The organism is Photorhabdus noenieputensis, from assembly GCF_018448935.1.
Lineage (GTDB): Bacteria > Pseudomonadota > Gammaproteobacteria > Enterobacterales > Enterobacteriaceae > Photorhabdus > Photorhabdus noenieputensis.
Window position 1 is genome coordinate 56326 of the sequence record NZ_RCWC01000007.1, and the last position, 20990, is coordinate 77315.

Below are 20990 nucleotides of genomic sequence, written 5' to 3' on the forward strand. Positions count from 1 at the left end.
ATATCTTCATGCACACGGATCTTGTCTCTCCAGACTCATTGCGTCAGATCATATCTGGCTTTCTTAATCAGAAAAATATACTGGTGGATGATAACGACGATTTAATTCGCAAAGGGCTGGACTCAATGCAAATGATGGCATTGTTAAACCAGTTGAGGCGTCACGGATATCGCGTCACCCTGCGTGAACTGTATCAAAACCCCACATTGCATGCCTGGAGCCAGCTTCTACAACGTCATGCACCTGTCATTCACACAGCTCCTAAGACTGATGATGCGCAGCCATTGATTGCAGATACTCGTCCGTTCCCGTTGACCGCGGTACAACATGCTTATTTTGTTGGGCGTTCGCCAGAACAGACGTTGGGGGGAGTAGGTTGTCATTTGTATCAAGAATTTGACGGTAGCGGGCTGGAGCCTGAACAACTGGAAGCGGCAGTTTATCGGTTGATTCAGCGACATCCGATGTTACGAGTACGGTTTTTACCAGATGGTCGCCAGCAAGGCATGACCGACGCTTATTGGAAAAAATTAACGGTCCATAACCTGAGCAGTTTGGCAGCAGACAAACAGCAACAAGCGCTGAATAATATCCGCGAACAGCTAAGCCATCGGGTATTACGGGTTGAGCAAGGGGAAACGTTCGATATTCAGCTAAGTCTATTTGGTGAGAATCAGCACCGGTTGCACGCTAATATTGATTTGCTGATCATGGATGCCGCCAGTTTTAGCCTGTTCTTTACTGAATTGGCGGCATTAATTGTCAAACGCAACCTGCCTGTTATCCCTTCTGACTACGATTTTTGCAGCTACTTAGCGCAATATCAGGCGCAATTTGCACAGGCTCGACAAGAAGCAGAGATATTCTGGCGTAACAGATTAGATATCCTTCCCCCTGCCCCGCAACTTCCGCTGGCTAAAGAACCTTCGCTAATAAAAAACGTCCGCATTCAGCGCAGATGTTTCCGCTTGGCTCCTGAACATTGGCAACGTTTTAAACAACTTGCTCAACAAAATGGTGTTACGCCAACGATGGCATTGGCGACCGCATTTGCCGGTTTATTGTGTCGTTGGAATCATGCCCCTCGTCTGTTGTTTAACCTGACATTGTTCGATAGAGCGCCGTTGCACCCCGCAGTTAATAACCTGCTGGCTGATTTTACTAATATTCTGCTATTAGATATTCCCGCTGATAATTTGCCATTCTGCCAACTGGCTCAAGACGCTCAGGCAACATTTGTTGAAGCTTATGAACACCGCCATTGGTCTGGGGTAGAAGTTTTACGTGAACTTAAAAAACGCGGCAGTCATCCATATGGTGCGCCAATTGTGTTTACCAGCAATCTAGGCCGACCTTTATATGGTGAAAATACTCGTGATGTTCTGGGGAAACCGGGTTGGGGAATATCACAAACTCCTCAGGTATGGCTGGATTTCGTTGCATTTGAACACGAGAACACGCTGAACATTCAGTGGGATAGTAACGATGAACTCTTCCCTGATAGATTAATGGATACCTTATTTACCGCCTATCAGGGTCTCATTGAAAATTTGGCGGAAAACGCCATGCAGTGGCGTGAAGAACTGCCGGATTTGATGCCTGAATCGCAATACCAACTGCGGCATAAAATCAATGACTCAACTGAACCTCTGCCAAGTACTTTGCTGCATGAAGGGGTGTTTTTACAGGCAGAACGTACACCAAATATTGTTGCTTTAATCACTAATAATAAAGAAATTAGTTATGGTGAGTTAAGTCTGGCAGCCCGTCGGCTGGCTGCCGTGTTGCAAAAAATGTCGGTTATACCGGGGGATCGGGTTGCCATCAGCATGGAAAAAGGCGTCGGACAAATCGTCGCAGCATTGGCGATACTTTATGCTGGTGGTATTTATGTCCCAGTTCCCGTTGATCAGCCGGTAAACCGGCGTCGCGCTATCTGTGAAAGTGCTGGAATTTGTGTCGTTATCATTGATCCTGAACAACAACCTGATGGCTGGTCACAAGATGTACACTGTGTTTCTTGGCATCAGGATGAGCAATGTCTGCCTTTGACAAATATGGTTAAGCGTGCGGTTACTGATCCGGCTTATATCATCTATACCTCTGGTTCAACCGGTATGCCCAAAGGGGTGGTTATTAGCCACCAAAGCGCACTGAATACCTGTTTGGATATTAACCGCCGTCATCAGGTTCAAAACAGTGACCGGCTGTTGGCGCTCTCTGCCCTACATTTCGACCTCTCCGTTTATGATATTTTTGGTATCCTCACTGCGGGAGGTGCGCTGGTATTAATCAATGAAGCACAGCGTCGTGACCCATCAACCTGGGAAATGTTGATCGCCCGTCATAATGTGACGTTGTGGAATAGTGTGCCTGCACTGTTCGATATGTTGCTGACCTATTGCGAAGGGATAGAGGTGGATACGCCGAAAGCGCTTCGTACCGTGATGTTGTCCGGGGATTGGATCGGGTTGTCGCTGCCTGAACGTTATCATGCATTCAATCCTGATGGTGTTTTGAGCGCAATGGGCGGTGCGACAGAAGCGGCTATTTGGTCAAACGAATATATCGTCAGAAAAGTTGCAGCACAGTGGCGCTCTATTCCGTATGGCTATCCCTTGGCTAACCAGCGTTATCGTGTAGTAGGCGAAGATGGCCGGGATTGCCCTGATTGGGTTGTCGGTGAGCTTTGGATTGGCGGCGCAGGTGTTGCATTAGGCTACTTTAATGATGAAGAACTCACTTCTGCGCAATTTGTTTTCGATCAAGGGGAGCGCTGGTACCGCACCGGTGATCTGGGTTGTTATCATCCTGAGGGTTGGCTTGAATTTCTGGGACGTCGTGATAGCCAGGTAAAAATTGGTGGTTATCGAATTGAGTTGGGGGAAATTGACGCAGCCCTTAATCAACTAACTGGAATTAGTAAAGGGATTGCATTAGCCAGTGGTGAAAAAGAGAAGTCTCTGGCGGCGTTCCTTGAGCTGGAAGGCGATGCTTTATGCCAACGGGTAAATCGTGCGCCGCAGTTACCTGTTGGCTATCGTGAGCTGTTCCCAGCAATGCATGCAATAACCGCGGATAGCAGTGAACCTCAAGTTGCAATATTCTTGCTGGAACATCTTTCTCGTCACGGTATTACCTTTACTTCACCACAATCACTGGCGGATTGCTTGAAACGCTATCAGCCCCAACCGGAATATCATGACTGGTTTGGCCGTATGTTGGCATACCTTTGCCAATGCAAAGTATTGGTTGAATCTACACAGCATGTATATCAGGTCGGATGGTTATCTGCTACATCCAATGGTGAGGCGATATGCATCCCAGAACGTTGGCATACTGTGATACGTGATGTTCTTACTGGTCAACAGACGGCAATCGCATTACTTGACGATCCGCAATTCGCGCCGGAACAACAATTGTTTGTGTTGCCAGAAACCCGGCAATGGTTGGCAGGATTACAACAGGTAATTACTATCCTCTCTCAGCGATTACAACGCCCCGTGACTTTGATGGAGTTTGATGCTCGTAGCGGTCTCTGTGCGCAGTGGCTGGCAGAGCATATTACTGATCAGCACCTCTGTTATCTCGGTTTTGAACGTTCTCAAGCACTGGTTAATCAGGCGCAGATACGATTGAGCGGTTATGCTCATGCATCGGTACAATATTGGTCTGAACAGAGTTGGCCTGAACAAATTCCTGAATCGCTGCAACATCAGGCTGATATTATTCTGTTGAATAACGTATTACACCGGGAAAAAGATCCCGTACGTTGTGTCAAGGCATTGGTGCCGCTTGCTCAACCTGGCGCGTTGATATTGGCAATGGAGTTGCGACAGGCATCGTCTCTCTCCTTGATTACGACTGAATTGCTTTCACCTAAAGGTATTCAATTACGCTCTGCGTCACAGTGGTTATCGCTATTGCCACAACTATTACCGCTACAGGCCGAAATGCCAATTACCATCGGTAACCTTAGTGTGTTATTGATGCAGGTAAGTGACAGTGTAACCATTCCTGATCGGGAAAAAATTAAGGCTGTGCTGGCACAACATCTGCCGGGATATATGATTCCACAGCGTTTACACATCATTCCTCGCCTGCCACTGACGCCTAACGGCAAAATTGATCGTAATGCATTGTTGCAAGAACTACAGTCCGCGACAAAAACGGAGACAGCGCCACGTCAGAATGAAATGACTTTGTTGAGTGCGGTGGAACAAATTGTTGCTGGCATTTGGCAACGCTTGCTCAATACCAAGCAACTGAGCCGTGACAGTGACTTTTTCCAACTTGGTGGAGACAGTCTTCTGGCTACACGTTTGGTTGGTGAACTGACACAACAAGGTTTCAAAGGTGAACTGGGTTATCTTTTCCGTAACTCACAATTGGCTGCCTTTGCGGCTACATTGGTTCCTTCGGCTAAAATTTCATCACAAGCGCGTGCGCTGTCGAAAGAGCAAAACGAATACCACCCTTTTCCACTCACGGAAGTTCAACAGGCTTACTTGGTCGGACGCCATCCGGGGTTCACTTTAAGTGGCGTTGGGGCGCATTTCTTTATTGAATACCAGATAGAGCGGTTAGATGTTCAACGTTTAAATCGGGTGTTAAATCGCCTGATCCAGCGTCATCCAATGCTGAGAACCGTGGTTGTCAATGACCAGCAGAAGGTATTAGAAAATGTCCCGTTATTTTCCGTTAAACAACATCAATTCGCCAATATTACGCAGGCAGATACGTTACGTGAACAGCTTTCACATCAGGTATTAGATGCCAGTAGCTGGCCGGTGTTCGATTTCCAGCTTGCGCAAGACGATGGGATTGTCTCCCGGCTATTTGTCAGTCTGGATAATCTGCTATTAGACGGGTTGAGCATGCAGATATTGCTGGCCGAGTTAGAACAGCTTTATCTTGACGAACAACATGAATTGCCGCCATTAAAAGTGACATTCAGGGATTGTGTACTACGCCAGCAACAGGTGCCAGCACATCAGAGTTCGCTGCAATATTGGCAGGAGCAAGTGAAAACATTACCACTGGCACCACAATTGCCACTGCGTATTGCCCCGGAAAGTGTTCAATCGCCACGTTTTGTGCGCTATAGCGATCGGTTATCCGCATATGAATGGAGTCAGTTAAAACAACATGCAGCTTCCTATCAGATAACGCCTTCCGCGTTATTAATTGCGGCTTATGCAGCGGTTCTTTCTGCATTCAGTACTAAACCGGAGCTAACGCTCAACCTTACCCTTTTTGATCGTCCGCACTGGCATGAAGATATTAATGACATTCTGGGTGATTTCACTTCTCTGTCATTACTGGCCTGGCATCCGGAGAAAAATTGGTTATCAAGCGCCCGTGGATTGCAACAACAGCTATGGCAGAATCTGGATCACCGTCACATTTCAGCAATTAGAGTGATGCGTGAATTGGCACAGAGCCGCGGCCCTGATATTGCCATTATGCCGGTTGTTTTCACCAGTGCGTTGGGGACACGCCAAGGGCAATTCCTTTCACATTCCTCGTGGATGAAACCCGTTTGGGGTATTTCGCAAACGCCACAAATCTGGTTGGATCATCAAGTTTATGAATCTGATAATGAACTTTGCCTAAATTGGGATGCTGTCGAAGAATTGTTTGAACCTCGTCAATTACAAAACATGTTCAATAGCTACACGACGCTATTACGTACCCTTGTGACACAACCAGAAAGTTGGCACGCAGCGCTGGAGCAATTGATGCCGCGTCAGCAATCCGTGATGGTTGAAAATACTGCTGTTGCTATTGCGCCATCATTACGTTCAGAGGGATATGACCCACAAATATGCAGCGAAATTCAACGTCTGTTCTTATCCGTAACAGGTCATTCTATTAACGCACAACAAAACTTTTTTGAGGCAGGAGCTAGCTCACTACAACTAATTCAATTGCATAGCAAGTTACAACATGCGGGTTTTCATCATCTTGCCGTGACTGATTTATTTGCTTATCCAACACCAGAGGCACTCAGTTTGCGCTGCCGGAAAGATTTTCACGACGGAAATCGCCAGTCGATTACTCCTCGTCAGCGTCAACAGCAAAAGCGTCGGCAACAACGGGAAAAACGTCACAAAGGAGCTGCATAATGACTGATTTAACGCTTCACTACGATAATTGCGATCCTATTGCAGTGATTGGCCTTGCCTGCCGCTTTCCTCGGTCGCCAGATAGCGATGCTTTCTGGCATAACCTACAACACGGCGTTGAGTGTACTGTTCCACTTTCCCGTCAAACATTATTAGATGCAGGTATTCCTCCTGAAGTTATTGAGAGTGAAAATTTTGTCAATCGGGCAGCGATATTAGAGAAGGCGGAACAATTTGACGCCTCGCTATTTGGTTATTCACGTCAGGAAGCGGAGATACTGGACCCTCAACAGCGTCTTTTTCTCCAGACCGCCTGGCATGCTCTTGAACACGCGGGTTATGCGCCACGTCATGTCCCCTTGAAAACCGGTGTTTTTGGTAGTAGCCGGATCAGTACTTGGCCTTCATGGTCGCAATTTTCCATGACCGATGTTGGTAAAGTTAAAGGACTTCAAGCATTAATCAGCAACGATAAAGATTATCTTGCAACACGTACCGCTTATAAATTAAACCTAAAAGGTCCGGCGCTGACGGTACAAACAGCGTGTTCAAGTTCACTGGTTGCTGTGCATATGGCTTGTGAAAATTTGCGTGCCGGTGAATGTGACATGGCGTTAGCCGGTGGTGTGGCGGTTTCCTTCCCCCAAGAAAGCGGTTACTTGTATCAGCCGGGAATGATCTTCTCCCCTGATGGACATTGCCGCTCCTTTGATAGCCAGGCAAATGGCACCTATGGCGGTAATGGAGTTGGTGTTGTCACGCTAAAACGCTTGAATGATGCTCTGCGCGATGGCGATCCCATCATGGCTGTGTTACGTGGCAGTGCAATTAATAATGATGGCAATGAGAAAGTTGGCTTTACCGCCCCTTCGGTCAACGGTCAGCGCAACGTTATTATCGAAGCACTCCAACTGGCCGATGTCAGTATTGATGATGTTGGCATGATTGAAGCACACGGCACAGGAACGCCTCTTGGCGATCCGATAGAAGTTGACGCGCTACGCAGCATATTTTCTGACCGTAGTGTGGCGGTGCCACCTTGTTATCTTGGCTCAGTGAAAAGCAATATGGGCCATCTTGATACAGCCGCCGGCATTGCTAGCTTGATTAAAGCGGTTCTGTCTGTTTGGCATGGTTATATTCCACCGACGATCAATGTTCAGCAACCCAACCCGGCGTTACGGTTAGAACAAAGTCCGTTCAGGTTGGCAACGCAAGGACGGCGTTGGACACAAGCATTACGAACCGCAGGTGTCTCTTCGTTCGGTATTGGCGGTACCAACTGTCATGTTGTCGTGCAATCACTGCCGGAAGAGTTACGTTGTCACCGTACCCATCATGCGCAGACCGCGCCTTTATTGCTCTCTGCTGCTTCTGAATCTTCATTACGTCGATTGGCACAACGTTATGCGACTGCACTCAATAATGCACCAGAGCATCACGCAGATCTGGCTTGGACCGCATTACAAGGGCGTGATCTTTCATTACCCTGGCGTTTAGCCTTGACGTTAACGTCACAAAGTGCTGAACATTTATCCGCTTTTGCCAACAAAAATCCAACACAAAATATTTTCAGTGGACAAGTCAATAGCGAAAGTAAGCAACTTTGGCAATTTAGTGGCCAAGGTTGTCAATGGTCTGGAATGGGAAAAGCAATGTATGTCAGCTCTCCTGTTTTTTCCGCTATGTTGGATCGTTGCTGCGCAGCCTGTGCATCAGAGTTGGCACTGCCATTAAAAGCAGTCATGTTCGGAGAGCATGATGCCGCATTAGCCACCACCGAATACGCACAACCGGCAATTGTGGCGCATCAGATTGCACTAGCGGCGCATTGGCGGGCCCTTGGATTGAAGCCTGATTATGTTCTAGGGCACTCGGTTGGCGAATTTTCCGCTGCCGTTGTTGCCGGGATTTTCACGCCTGAACAGGTGATGCCGTTAGTCGCGGTACGAGGCAAACTGATGCAAAGCTGCTCCCGAGGAGGGGCAATGCTGGCGGTTTTTGCCAATGAAGAAGATGTATTTCCGTTTGTTCATTCGCTGGCATTAGATTTGGCGGCTTGCAATGGCCCACAACACTGGGTTTGGGCCGGTACAGAGACTGAAATTACTGCTTTGGCGCAACGTCTGGAGCAACAGCAGATTCGTTGCCAGCGCCTGAATGTTGCCTGCGCCGCACATTCAGCCATGCTTGATGGCGTATTGGAGGCATTTTCTCTACGTTGTAGCCAGTTGCAACCTGCATTGGGGGAAATTCCGCTGATTTCTACCCTGAGAGCCAATATTGCAACGGCTGAACAATTGGCTTCACCGGACTACTGGCGTAACCATATGCGTCAGACTGTACGCTATTATCCAGCTGTTGAATTTGCCCGCCAGCAAGGGGTGGCATTATTTATGGAGATGGGGGCTGATGCACAATTAACCGGCATCGGGCGGCGTGTCAGTCTGCCACAGGAAACCTGGATTGCTGGCGTACAGCGTCAAAGCTCTCCAGAGGCAGCTCAGCAAACGGCGCTTATGCAACTTTATTGTGCTGGCGTACATCTTGACTGGCCGCATCTTTTCCCATTCATTGGGGAAAAATGCCATGCTCCGCTCTACCCATTTGATGAACAGCATTACCGCTTCCCTGCGACCAAATCTGTGCAGCCCACAACTAATATCAATGCTGGACTTGATGTGAATGCTCTTCTCGATCCGGCCATTGAGCAAAACCCCGATGCGGCGACACTACGTGTGTTGTATACCGATGCATTGGTATATCAATGTCATGGGTGTGATGCTGAACAAGGTTTCGGTGCTATCGACACTATTCGGGCTGGCCGACTACAACCTTGTTGGCGTCCTTTTTTGGAACAATTATTAACCTATTGCGTCCAGCAAGGTTATTACCGGGAAATTTCTGGGCCGACGGCAGGTAAAATATATCGTCCTGATCGTCCCTTGCCATATGCCAAACGCAGATTATTAGAGTCACGTTTACTCACTGCTTTTCCGGCCTTGATTTATGCGGGTGAGCGTCTATTCGCCCTGTTAAGCGATCGTTGTGATTTGCCTCGACAGATTGTGGCAACACCAGCTACAACCAACTCATGGCTTCCGGCACCACAACCGTGTCCTGACACCCACTATGCGCTACACTGGCGTACAATAAACATCATAGATAATCCAAGATCTTCAACGGCATACACTCTCCGCTCTTCAACTGCGAATGATGAAATGGTTAATCATTGGCGTCGAGCGGGTATTGTTTTACAGCCGGAAAGCGAAAACATCTTATTACTGCTTACCGGCAGTGATGTACTTGAATTATGCGATCAAGTTATTACCGAATTAAAACGTGATGAAGCAACATCATTAACCGTTGTCACTTGTTGCGCTCAACCGGAAACCACCTTATCACCAGAAAATATCAATCCAGCTCAATATGCTGTTTGGGCATTGTTACGTGTTGCAGTTGAAGAATATCCCTATCGTCGTATTCAAGCGATTGATATTGCTGCTATCAACGATGCTGATGCTTTGTCATTAGCGCTTGGATACTTGAGTGAACGTAACCGTTGGCTGAGAGTACGCGGCAATCAAGTCTCGGTACCGGTTTTACAACGTCAATCCTTACTGCCTTCCCAACAATCGATGTCGATTCCCCATCAGGGTTGGCATATCGTGACCGGGGGAATGGGAGGGATTGGTCAGATTTCCATCCGTTGGTTGTTGGCCCAAGGCGCACGTAAAATTGCGGTATTTGCCCGCCGTCAGCATGCGGATTGGGACGCTTTTGTTCAAGCGTTATCACTGAATGCTGAATGTGAGATACGCTGGATTAAAGTTGATGTTACTGATACGCCAGCCTTGTTAAATGCAGTGCAGACGCTGGCTCAAGAGGATGGTATCGCCGGGGCAATTCATGCGGCGGGTATCGCTGATCATACCCGGCTGGCAGAAATTGAACCTCGACGTCTGTCACAGGTGTTATCAGTAAAAGCTCTGAGTGCATCGGTATTACAAGCGGCTCTTAAACAACATAATGCACATTATCTACTGCTTCACGCTTCCGCTGCATCAATACTAGGCGCTCAAGGACAAAGCGCTTATGCCGTTGCCAATGCTTACCTGGAATCTTTGGCGCTGACAGCACCGAATCCGTTGATGGTAAAAACACTGGTCTGGGGTGTTTGGGGTGGTGTTGGTATGGCCCGCGATCAGCGATTAGTGGAAAAATTGGCACAAGATGGCATGTTGCCGTTCAGTGTCAATGAAGGTATCTGGCATTTTAATCAATCTCTGCGCACCGCATCCCCCTGCTATCTGGCAATGCGGTTAGATGAACATCATCCCGATATTTCGCGGCGTTTACAGGCTGATATTGACCATAGCCACCCAGTGGCAACCCCTGCTCCTTCACACTCTGTCGATAACACGTTGTATCAAGATAGTGAAGAACGGCTTAATTGGTTACGTCAACGTGTCGCGGCATTGCTGCGGTTAGAACAGCCTGAACGTTTGGAATCGCAACAGGACTTACTGCAATTCGGTTTGGATTCCCTATTGTTCCTAGAGCTAAACGCAGTGATCCACCAGCAGTTTGGTGTCAGGCTAACTGCCGAATTGGCTTATCAGAATATAACTTTGGCAGGGCTTAATCGGCTTATTGGCGAAGCGTTACCTGAACAACCAGTAACCTGTTCTCAGCCTGAGATCATTATTGACCGCGCCCAACGTTATGCTCCATTCCCGCTAACACCTATTCAGCATGCTTACTGGATTGGTCGTACTCAGGCCATTGATTTTGGCGGTGTCGCATGTCACGTCTTATTTGAGTGGGATCTGACACTAGGTAGTTTTGATATAGATCGTTTTGAGAAGGCATGGAATGCTTTAATTCAGCGTCATGGCATGTTGCGCATGGTAGTGGATGAGGACGGACAACAAAGAATTCTGCCTGAAACGCCTTGGTATGCTTTATCACAAGATGATTTGCGTATGCTGGATGAAACAGCTTGCCAACAGGCGCTGGTTCAGCGTCGTCATACGCTTTCTTACCAGGTCCCGCCAGCAGAACAGTGGCCGCTGTTTGAGGTTTCTGTTTCTCTGTTGCCGAATGCCCGCTGTCGCTTACACATGAATCTGGATCTGTTGCAGTTTGACGTACAGAGTTTCCGAATCATGATGGACGATTTGCAACGCGCTTATCACCAGCAACCACTGATGCCACAAGTGTTTACTTTCCGTGATTATGTAATGGCGGAACAAGCTCAACGGGCAAGTAAAGAGTGGCGTGCATCATGGGCATACTGGCAGGAACAATTGCCTTCGCTGCCTCCGGCACCAAGATTGCCGTTGAATCCACAATTGCCTCAGCGTAGTCAGCCGCAATTCACCACTTATGAAGGTCGATTAGCACAATCTGATTGGCAAATGCTTAAACAATGCTGGCAACAATGGGGCGTGACTCCTTCTGCCGGCCTGCTGACGCTGTTTGCTCATACTCTGGAATGGTACAGTCGTCATCCGTTGTTTACTCTTAACTTGACATTCTTTAACCGGCAACCTTTCCATCCAGAAGTTCAAGATCTGATTGGTGATTTTACCTCCGTCATGTTGATGGATTTTGACTTACGCAAAACAACCTCCCTGCGTGCCAGTATGGAGAAGACACAAGCTTTGCTATGGCAACGGCTGAGCCATAACTATGTCAATGGTGTTGAAGTATTGCGAGAGCTTGGCCGCCAACAAAATGGTGAAGCTCATAGCAGACAACCACTGACGCCGGTAGTTTTCACCAGCATGTTGGGAATGGAGCGAGAAGGCGTCGCCATCAAACAATCCATCACTCAGTTACTGGGGGACCCGGTTTTTGTTCTGAGTCAAACCCCACAAGTTTGGCTGGATCATCAGGTCATGGAAGTGGATGGTGATTTATTGTTTAACTGGTACTGCATGGATGATGTATTGGTACCGGGAGTTATTGAAGCACTGTTTACCGCTTATAACGCGTTGTTAATACAAATTTGCCGCCAGCCTGAACGCATAGAACATTATGATCTTCATACACCACCTTTTGGTCATGCACGTTATGACTTCTTGCATATTCAACAGCAAGAACAATTGCCGATAATCGTGACCACTAAAGAACACATGGCACAGTCATCAACTACGGAAACAGCGGATGAGCAACTCCATGAGATTGAACAACAGGTAATCGCGCTTTGGTGTTCACTGCTTTCTCAGCCAATACAGCGTCACAGTGACTTTTTCCAGAGTGGCGGTGACAGCTTAATTGCTACCCGGATGGTGGTGCAATTGCGTCGTCAGGGTTACGAACAGGCAAATCTGCAACAGCTTTTTGAATATCCTAAGTTAAGTGAGTTTTGCCGTACTTTGCGGACAATTGAAACAGTTGAAACAACATCCGCTACACAGGCTGTTCCATTTGAGACTCAGCCAGCATCGGAACAGACGCTGCCATTAACTGCATTGCAATATGCCTATTGGTTAGGTGAAAGCCAACTGTTTCAATTTGGTAACGGTATTGCACATTTCTACGCTGAACTGGCTATCAATGATCTTGATCTGCCACGTTTCACCACGGCTTGGAACCGTGTGGTGGACCATCATGAGCAATTACGTGGCTATGTGAAAGATGGCCGATATCATATTTTGCCGAAAGTTCCCTGTTATACCCCGACGGTAATCGACTGCCGTGACATGATGCCTACTCAACGCGAGACAAAACTCGCTGATGCCCGCGATATTCTGCGTACTAAAGGTGTTCCTAGCGATAACTGGCCGTTGTTTAATTTGACGCTATATCATACTGATGATCGGGCGTATTTATTGCATTTGACTATCGACCTACTGGTTATTGATGGTAAAAGTCTGACGTTAATCCTACGGGATTTACAACGCGGATATCAGGAACCTAACTGGCAGCCAGAACCGCCAGTAGCGACGATTAGTGACTATATTCAATCACAGGAAGATGAGAAAACCGGGGAAGCTTGGCAGCAAAGCCGAGAATACTGGCTGAATCGCTTACCTTATCTGCCTGATGCTCCGGTGTTGCCACTAAAAGATTACCAATCACACGAGCTTAATCAACAATGTTTGACGGGATGTATCAGCCCACAACAATGGCAGCGTTTGCAACAACGCGCAGCGGAATACCGAGCATCGCCATCACAGGTGATGTTAACGTTATTCACCCATATTCTGGCGGTATGGGGCAACAGTGAGCATTTCACCATCAATATCCTGCATAGCAACCGTCTGTTAATGCCACAACATTGCGATACGCTGGTAGGAAATCTGTCCACTACGTCATTGCTGGAAGTGGATTTACGCAATAGCACTGGATTCAGTGACGCGGTAAGTCGGATACAGAAGCAGTGGTTAGCTGATCTGCAACATGCTCTATTTGATGGCCAATTGGTGCTCAGAGAGAAAAATCAACACTGTCATAATTTAAATGCTGGTATGCCGATTGTGTTCAACGATACAACCGGTACTGTGGGTCAAGAGCCATCAGGGCTGGGAACGCTGAATCTTTTTGGTGCGCAAACACCGCATGTTTATCTCGACTGTATACTGATTTCCAATTCAGATGGTGGTGTTACCATTCAATGGGTAATTTTGCCGCAACTGTTCCAGCCACAAGTTGTAGAAAACATGTTTGCTCATTATCAGGCGAGCGTCGCCGCCCTGCTTGAACCCGATTACCAATGGAGCGCTCCACTGCCAGAGTGGCTCCCGGCAAATGATCGGATTTTGTGCCAAAACAGTAATGCGACAAAGGAATTTTTTCCGCCTCATACGCTTTGTTCGTTAATTGAACAAGCGGTAAACCGTTACCCAAAACGTACAGCGGTTGTTGATGCTTATCGTCAAATCGATTACCACACTTTGTGGTCGCAAAGCCTGACGCTGGCTGTTCATCTACAAGAGCAAGAAAATCAACATTCGTCTCTGATTGGCGTGGTGATGGAAAAAGGTTGGGAACAGATTGTCGCGGTTATAGCGGTTTTATTGGCGGGACGGGCTTATCTGCCTATTGATGCCAGCTACCCGCGACAGCGCATCCATCAGCTATTGGCATCAGGGCAAGTTGATACGGTATTAACTCAACCTAAGTTTGCTCAACAAATGAGTTGGCCTGATGATATACAGGTTATCTCGCTGGACGAACTATTACTTAATCGCTCGCCGAAAAATACTGCTGAACAGCGTTTGTCTGTTTGTCCTGAGGATTTGGCTTATGTGATCTTCACATCAGGCTCTACTGGCAAACCGAAAGGTGTGATGATAGATCATCAGGGAGCAGTTAATACCATTCTTGATATTAACCAGCGTATTACCCTCAATGAACTAGATACCGTACTGGCAATCTCAGAATTGACATTCGACCTTTCAGTTTATGATCTGTTCGGTACTTTAAGTTGTGGCGCAAAACTGGTAATTCCTTCTCCCGGTGACAGCCGACAACCCGACAAATTACTGGCGTGGTTACAGCAAGAATCCGTTACAGTTTGGAACTCTGTTCCGGCATTTGTACAGCTACTTGAGGAGTATGCCAAAGATTATCCACATTCCCTGAATAGCTTGCGTTGGGTATTGATGAGTGGTGATTGGATACCAACCAATTTGCCGGAAAGATTATTTGCGATCCATCCTGCGTTGAATCTTCTCAGTTTGGGTGGCGCAACCGAAGCATCAATTTGGTCCATTGCCTATCCTATTGTTCAGGTTGATCCAAACTGGCGCAGCATTCCATATGGAAAACCACTGGCTAATCAGACCTTCTATGTGCTCAATGCAACGCTTTCACCCTGCCCGGTTTGGGTAACGGGGGAACTCTATATTGGTGGACAAGGGTTAGCGCTAGGTTACTGGGCTGATTTGGAAAAAACCGCCCAAGCCTTTATTACTCATCCTCAAACGGGTGAACGGTTGTACCGCACCGGTGATTTAGGGCGCTGGCGGCCAGACGGTAATATTGAATTCTTAGGGCGCAATGATCACCAGATTAAAGTTCGTGGCTACCGGATTGAGTTAGGCGAGATCGAACATCGCTTATGTGAGCATCCAGATATACAACAGGCATTAGCGTTTGCATGTACTACATCAACAGGCGCATTGCAACTCGTCGCAGGTGTACGTTTATCTGATGAAGCACCGCTATCTACAGAACTTTTACCCGTGTTTCCTCATTGGTTGCAGCAGACCTTACCTGCTTGGATGTGTCCACAGCGCTTTATCATTCTTGATGCGATCCCGGTATCGGACAATGGCAAAATTGACAGGAGCGCATTGGTAGCTTTGGTTGAGGAAACGACACAGGATATCAATCCAACATCAGTTGCTCTCAGTGTGACAGAACAAGCTGTGTTGGACCTTTGGCAATCGGTATTGGCACAACAAGCTATCAACGTGCATGAGAGTTTCTTTACGCTAGGCGGCGATTCTCTGGCGGCGGTACGATTAATGGTGAAAATTAATCAGACGTTTAACCGTCGATACCCACTCAGCCTGCTACAGGCTTACGATACCGTACACGCTTTAGCTGAATTTATTGAGCATCAGCCAGAAAACCCTTGCCAAGGGGTGATCTTGAACAAAGGGAGTATTGAGCAACCTACTCTGTTTATCGTACATCCTATTGGCGGGCATCTGTTGGGATATCGCCATTTGGCGGCCAATTTCGGCGACCAACGCATGATTGGGCTGGCGTTTTCGCCAGATAATTTAAATACAGATACCCCTTCCGTGGCGGCGTTGGCTGCTGACTATATCAGTCAAATCCGGGCCTTCCAGCCGCAAGGGCCTTATGCTTTGGCCGGATGGTCTTTCGGTGGATTGGTAGCCTATGAAATGACTCATCAATTACGAGCGATGGGTGAACGTGTTTCTCAATGCATCCTGATTGACAGCTTTGCACCAAATGTGCGCACCGATTTAACATTGAATGAAACATTTTGTCATCGTCATTTCCTGCTCGATTTGCAGGGACAATTTCCGGGTCTGACTCTGGATAACCATGTTATCGCTGCAGATACTAAGACTTTCCTTAATGCAATGCATGATGCCTTGCCACAATCCGCACAGATTGATAGCTCGCTGACTACACTTTATGACGTGTGGCGTCATAACTTGAATGCGTTGCTTGACTACCGCCCTCCGCGGACTTCACAACCTTTCTGGCTTATTCGGGCAGCGCAGGCATTACCTGATTTTATGGATTATCTCGATCCAACCACCATCGCCTCAATCGATCTTGGCTGGCAGGCTTTTGGGCCAGTCCATGTGACTCAACTTGCGGGCGATCATTACACCTTGTTCCAACATGAACATGTTGGCTCACTGATTACCTGTATAAAAGATATCTTGAATTCAGTATCAACCACTAATCTTGTTAAGGAGAACATATGATAAAGCCACGGCGGGTTCTGATTGTCGGTTCGAAATTTGGCGAATTATATCTTAATGCGTTCCTACAACCTCAGTCTGGTCTGGAACTGGCTGGCATTTTGGCACAAGGCAGCGCTCGTTCGCGGCAACTTGCTCGTGATTTCAATGTGCCTCTGTTTCGCTCATTGGATGAGCTACCAGACGATATTGATATTGCCTGTGTGGTAATACGGGCGGAGGTTATTGGCGGTAAAGGCGATCAGCTCACTCAGGCACTCTTGGCTCGTGGAATTTCTGTCATTCAGGAACACCCCCTTGACGTTGAAGCCATCAACAGACATCAATTAACCGCCAATAAATATAATGCGGTGTTTTGGGTAAATAGCTTTTATAGCCAATGTCATGCTGGAAGAAGTTGGTTACACGCGGCGCGGAAAATTAGTCAATTATCGCAGCAGCGTCCGGTAAGTGGTTATCTGACAACCAGTCGCCAATTGCTATTTTCTGCGCTCGATCTGTTGTTACAGGCATGTCGCTGCCCGGAACAAATGGAGATAGTCTATGTTGGCCAGCGAAGTAATGCATTTCATTGCTTTGAACTTAGCTTCGCAGGAACAACAGTAACGTTGAACGTGCAATCCTATCTAGACCCGAGAGATCCCGATATGCACAATTTGGTGATGCATAAAATGACGCTGATTTGGCCTGCCGGTTATCTTACGCAGGAAGCCAGTTACGGGCCGGTCATTTGGACGCCTGTCCTTCATGCCCCTGACCATCTGAATAGCGAACAAAGCCTCTACCTAAATGCCAGTCAGCCGGATGGTAACTATTTACACCGGGCAACATCACAAATTATTTGTCCGGCAACCAAAAACTGGATGACGGCATTTGAATGTGATGGCGCTAAAGGTGTGGCATTGCTACTCAATACCTTGAATTCTGTATTGAATGGTGCCTCCTGCCCGTCTGCTTTTGCTTATGATTACCAACTGCGGTTAGCTAGTTTATGGCAACAAATTTTGCGCATCATGGGAGAACCTATTATTCAGGATGTACCGCCCCCTGTTTGGATTGAGCCAGCAAAGTTGATGTTAAAGGAAGAATGTTGATGACGTGGGCACTCCCTACACACCCGATGATTCGCCCGCGTCTGACGACTCACGGCAAGCCTGAATGCACATTGGTAATTTACTCTAGACGTGACAACCGCATGGAGGAAAAGGCTGCCGCCAGTATTGCGCCATTGGCTCAATCACTTTCTGACTTGATAGTCTCATTCACTCCCGCACAGAGAGAGAACCTGATTGTAGGCGACCATTTTTATATTACTCAAGAACCTGAGAGTTTTATTCGTCAGGTTACACGATTTATACAATATGTCTATTTACAGGAGGTTACATAATGGCATTTTTTCTAGGAAAACACTTACTATGACTCCGGACTATCTTTGGAATGGCAAAACGCTGGACCAACAACTTGCCGGGTGGTCCGGTATTTGGGGCGATAAAACAGCGCTGATCTATCAAGAACAACAACTAACTTACCGTGAGTTGCACCAATCCGCAGAGAGATTAGCCAGCGGACTATTTCGTCGAGGGATACGTCGTGGGGATAATGTTATGGTACAACTGCCTAACCGTATCTCCTTTGTTGTTGCCTGTTTTGCCCTATTTAGGTTAGGCGCTCATCCAGTGTTATTAATGCCGACACAGCGGGCACATGACGTTCAGGCCCTTTGCCGGATTGTACGTCCGGTTGCTTACATTATCCCCGATTGCATCCATGATTTTGACTACCGGGAAATGGCACGAGAAATTGCGGCATCGTGTCCCGATTTGAAACACATTATTGTTGACGGAAAAGCGGAAGAATTTACCGCATTGGCATCCATTGATGATGCACCGGTAAATATTCCTGGTCCAAGCTATGGCGATATTGCTGTTTTATTGCTTTCAGGGGGAACGACTGGCACACCTAAATTAATTCCCCGTACTCACAACGCTTATACCTATGATTTTGTGCTCTCTGCTCGCTTGTGCGCAGTAAATACGGAAAGTGTTTATTTGGCCGTACTGCCTGTGGCACATAACTTCACGTTAGGCAGCCCCGGTATTTTGGGCGTCCTTTCCCAAGGGGGAAGTGTCCTTCTGAGCGATACCGCCAGTTGTGATGAAGCTATGCCGCTAATCGAGCAACACAAAGTGACCCATCTAGCATTAGTACCGGCTCTTGCACGGCTCTGGGAACAGGCCCGCGACTGGGAACAAAGCGATCTTTCATCTCTGCGCTGTTTGCAAGTAGGCGGCAGCAGGTTGGCGCCAGAACTAGCGGAACAAGTGATAGCGCGTCTTGGGCCTTTGCAACAGGTGTTTGGTACAGCGGAAGGATTACTCTGTTATACCCGATTAGATGATCCCTATGAGGTCATCATTAATACCCAAGGGCGACCGTTATCAGAAGAAGATGAGATCAAAATAGTTGACGCCAATTTGCAACCTGTAGCGCCCGGAGAGATAGGAGAGCTTATTACACGTGGTCCTTACACCATTACCGGATATTACCGTGCAGAACAGCATAATACTGTAGCTTTCACCACCGATGGGTTCTATCGTACCGGTGATCTGGTTCGTATGACCTCAGATGGTAACCTGATCGTTGAGGGCCGAATTAAAGAGCTGATTAACCGCAGTGGCGAGAAAATTTCGACCCAAGAAGTTGAAACCTTGTTGCTGCAACACCCTGACATTAATGATGCAGTTGTCATTTCTGTGCCTGATGAACTGTTGGGTGAACGAACCTGCGCCTGTTTACCTAACAATGGCAATCAACTGGAACCGGTGCAGATAGAGGCATTTCTACAACAGAAAGGGGTTCAGCGTCATAAAATTCCTGACCAATGGTTGTTTGTCGCCTATTGGCCGTTAACTACAGTAGGAAAAATTGATAAACGCCGCTTGGTACAGATGGCACAAGCAGAACATGGCAACCCAATACAGCAATATCATGAGCAAACTGTTGTTATTACCAGCACTCCGTTAGATTTAATCACGCATTTACTTTCAGATGACGAAGCACAACCTTATATGCTCTATGAAGTAAAAGGCGAGTGGTCATTGGGGATAGGCTGTGCAGCGACCATCAGTGCGGACGCATCAGGTCAATTGATTGATTCACAAGGGAATTATCATCCATACGATATCAACACATTGAGCCAAAAACTTGAACAGTCGCTTAATGCCCTCCCCATTCAGGATTGGCGGGCCTATGGAAGAACTTTATTTGAATTCTCCCATATGACATATAGGTTGCCATTAGCACAACAAAACGAAGAATTAATAAAAATCACTATTCCACAGCATGAATTACGCATAACTCAAGGACAGGTTCTGATACGAACGCTCGAAGAAGGTCAACTCACCATATTGAGTGAGAAAATTCGCCATGCTGACCAATTAGGCACACCTGTTTTCTCATGTACAGAAGATATGGAAATCATTAATAAGCCAGACGCGGCAAAGCACTATAAGGATAACGTTTCCAATGCAGTTAAGGACATTACCGTGGGCCACTACCAAAAAGTGATCCTGTCACGTCGAGTTGAACTTGGTTCGAATATTGATATGCCACACAGTTACTGGTTAGGTCGTCAGGCTAACACACCTGCCCGCTCCTTCTTCTTACGGGATGAAGATTTCTCTGTTTATGGTTTCAGCCCAGAAACCGTGGTTGAAGCAGATGGTTCAGGTTGGGTCAGTACACAACCATTGGCTGGAACCAGAGCTTTGACACATGATAAAGATCTGGATCAACGGTTGAGAGCAGATTTGCTTTCTGACCCAAAAGAGATCTCCGAACACGCTGTTTCGGCCAAATTGGCATTAGAAGAATTGGCACCGATTTGTCAGGCTGACACACTTTGTGTATCAGAGTTTATGGCGATTCGTAAACGGGGTTCAGTACAACATTTGGCATCACGGGTAAAAGGATTACTACAGACAGGTAAAAATCGTTGGGACGCATTTATCGCCCTATTTCCGGCAGTAACCGCTTCGGGAATACCTAAAAAACCTTCTCTACAAGCAATTTCACATTATGAAGGTGAACCACGCCAGCTTTATAGCGGTTGTGTCATGTTATTAGATAGCTCAGGTAAACTGGATGCGGCTCTGGTATTACGTTCTCTCTATCAGCATCAAGGAAGCTGTTGGCTTCAGGCTGGCGCGGGATTGGTCAGAGATTCAAAACCAGAAAGAGAATGGCAAGAGACCTGTGAAAAACTTGACTGCATTATGAAATACGTTCGCCCTTACTCTGGTAAAAAAGAGTAAATGAAGTAAAAACACTTTTTCTTCCAAACCCCGGGAAAACCAAGGTTGTTTCTGGTTTTCCCGAGACGACTAATTTTCTACTATGCTTAATCAGTCACCTCTATTTTCTCTTTCCAGTGACAACC

At 47.1% G+C, this 20990-nt stretch carries 5 protein-coding genes; all 5 read left to right on the forward strand.

The annotated features are described in order from the left end of the window. Positions 1 to 8 precede the first annotated feature (8 nt). The 5 genes from EAE91_RS07410 to EAE91_RS24560 are packed head-to-tail and all read left to right on the forward strand — an operon-like array spanning position 9 to position 20865. A complete protein-coding gene (locus EAE91_RS07410) occupies positions 9 to 6128 on the forward strand; it encodes a non-ribosomal peptide synthetase (RefSeq protein WP_214087917.1) in 6120 nt (2039 codons plus the stop codon). Continuing rightward, a complete protein-coding gene (locus EAE91_RS07415) occupies positions 6128 to 16555 on the forward strand; it encodes a non-ribosomal peptide synthetase/type I polyketide synthase (protein WP_214087918.1) in 10428 nt (3475 codons plus the stop codon). Before EAE91_RS07410 ends, EAE91_RS07415 begins: the two co-directional genes overlap by 1 nt. Beyond that, entirely contained in the window at positions 16552 to 17646 is a 1095-nt protein-coding gene (locus EAE91_RS07420) for a Gfo/Idh/MocA family oxidoreductase (RefSeq protein ID WP_214087919.1), read from the forward strand. Before EAE91_RS07415 ends, EAE91_RS07420 begins: the two co-directional genes overlap by 4 nt. Next, the gene (locus tag EAE91_RS07425; protein ID WP_244868722.1) at positions 17646 to 17939 is read left to right on the forward strand and encodes a hypothetical protein; all 294 of its coding nucleotides are present in this window, start codon (positions 17646 to 17648) and stop codon (positions 17937 to 17939) included. Before EAE91_RS07420 ends, EAE91_RS07425 begins: the two co-directional genes overlap by 1 nt. A gap of 28 nt (positions 17940 to 17967) precedes the next feature. Then, positions 17968 to 20865 (forward strand): salicylate synthase, encoded by a 2898-nt coding sequence (locus EAE91_RS24560; protein ID WP_214087920.1) that lies wholly within the window; start codon positions 17968 to 17970, stop codon positions 20863 to 20865. The last annotated feature ends 125 nt before the right edge of the window (positions 20866 to 20990 follow it).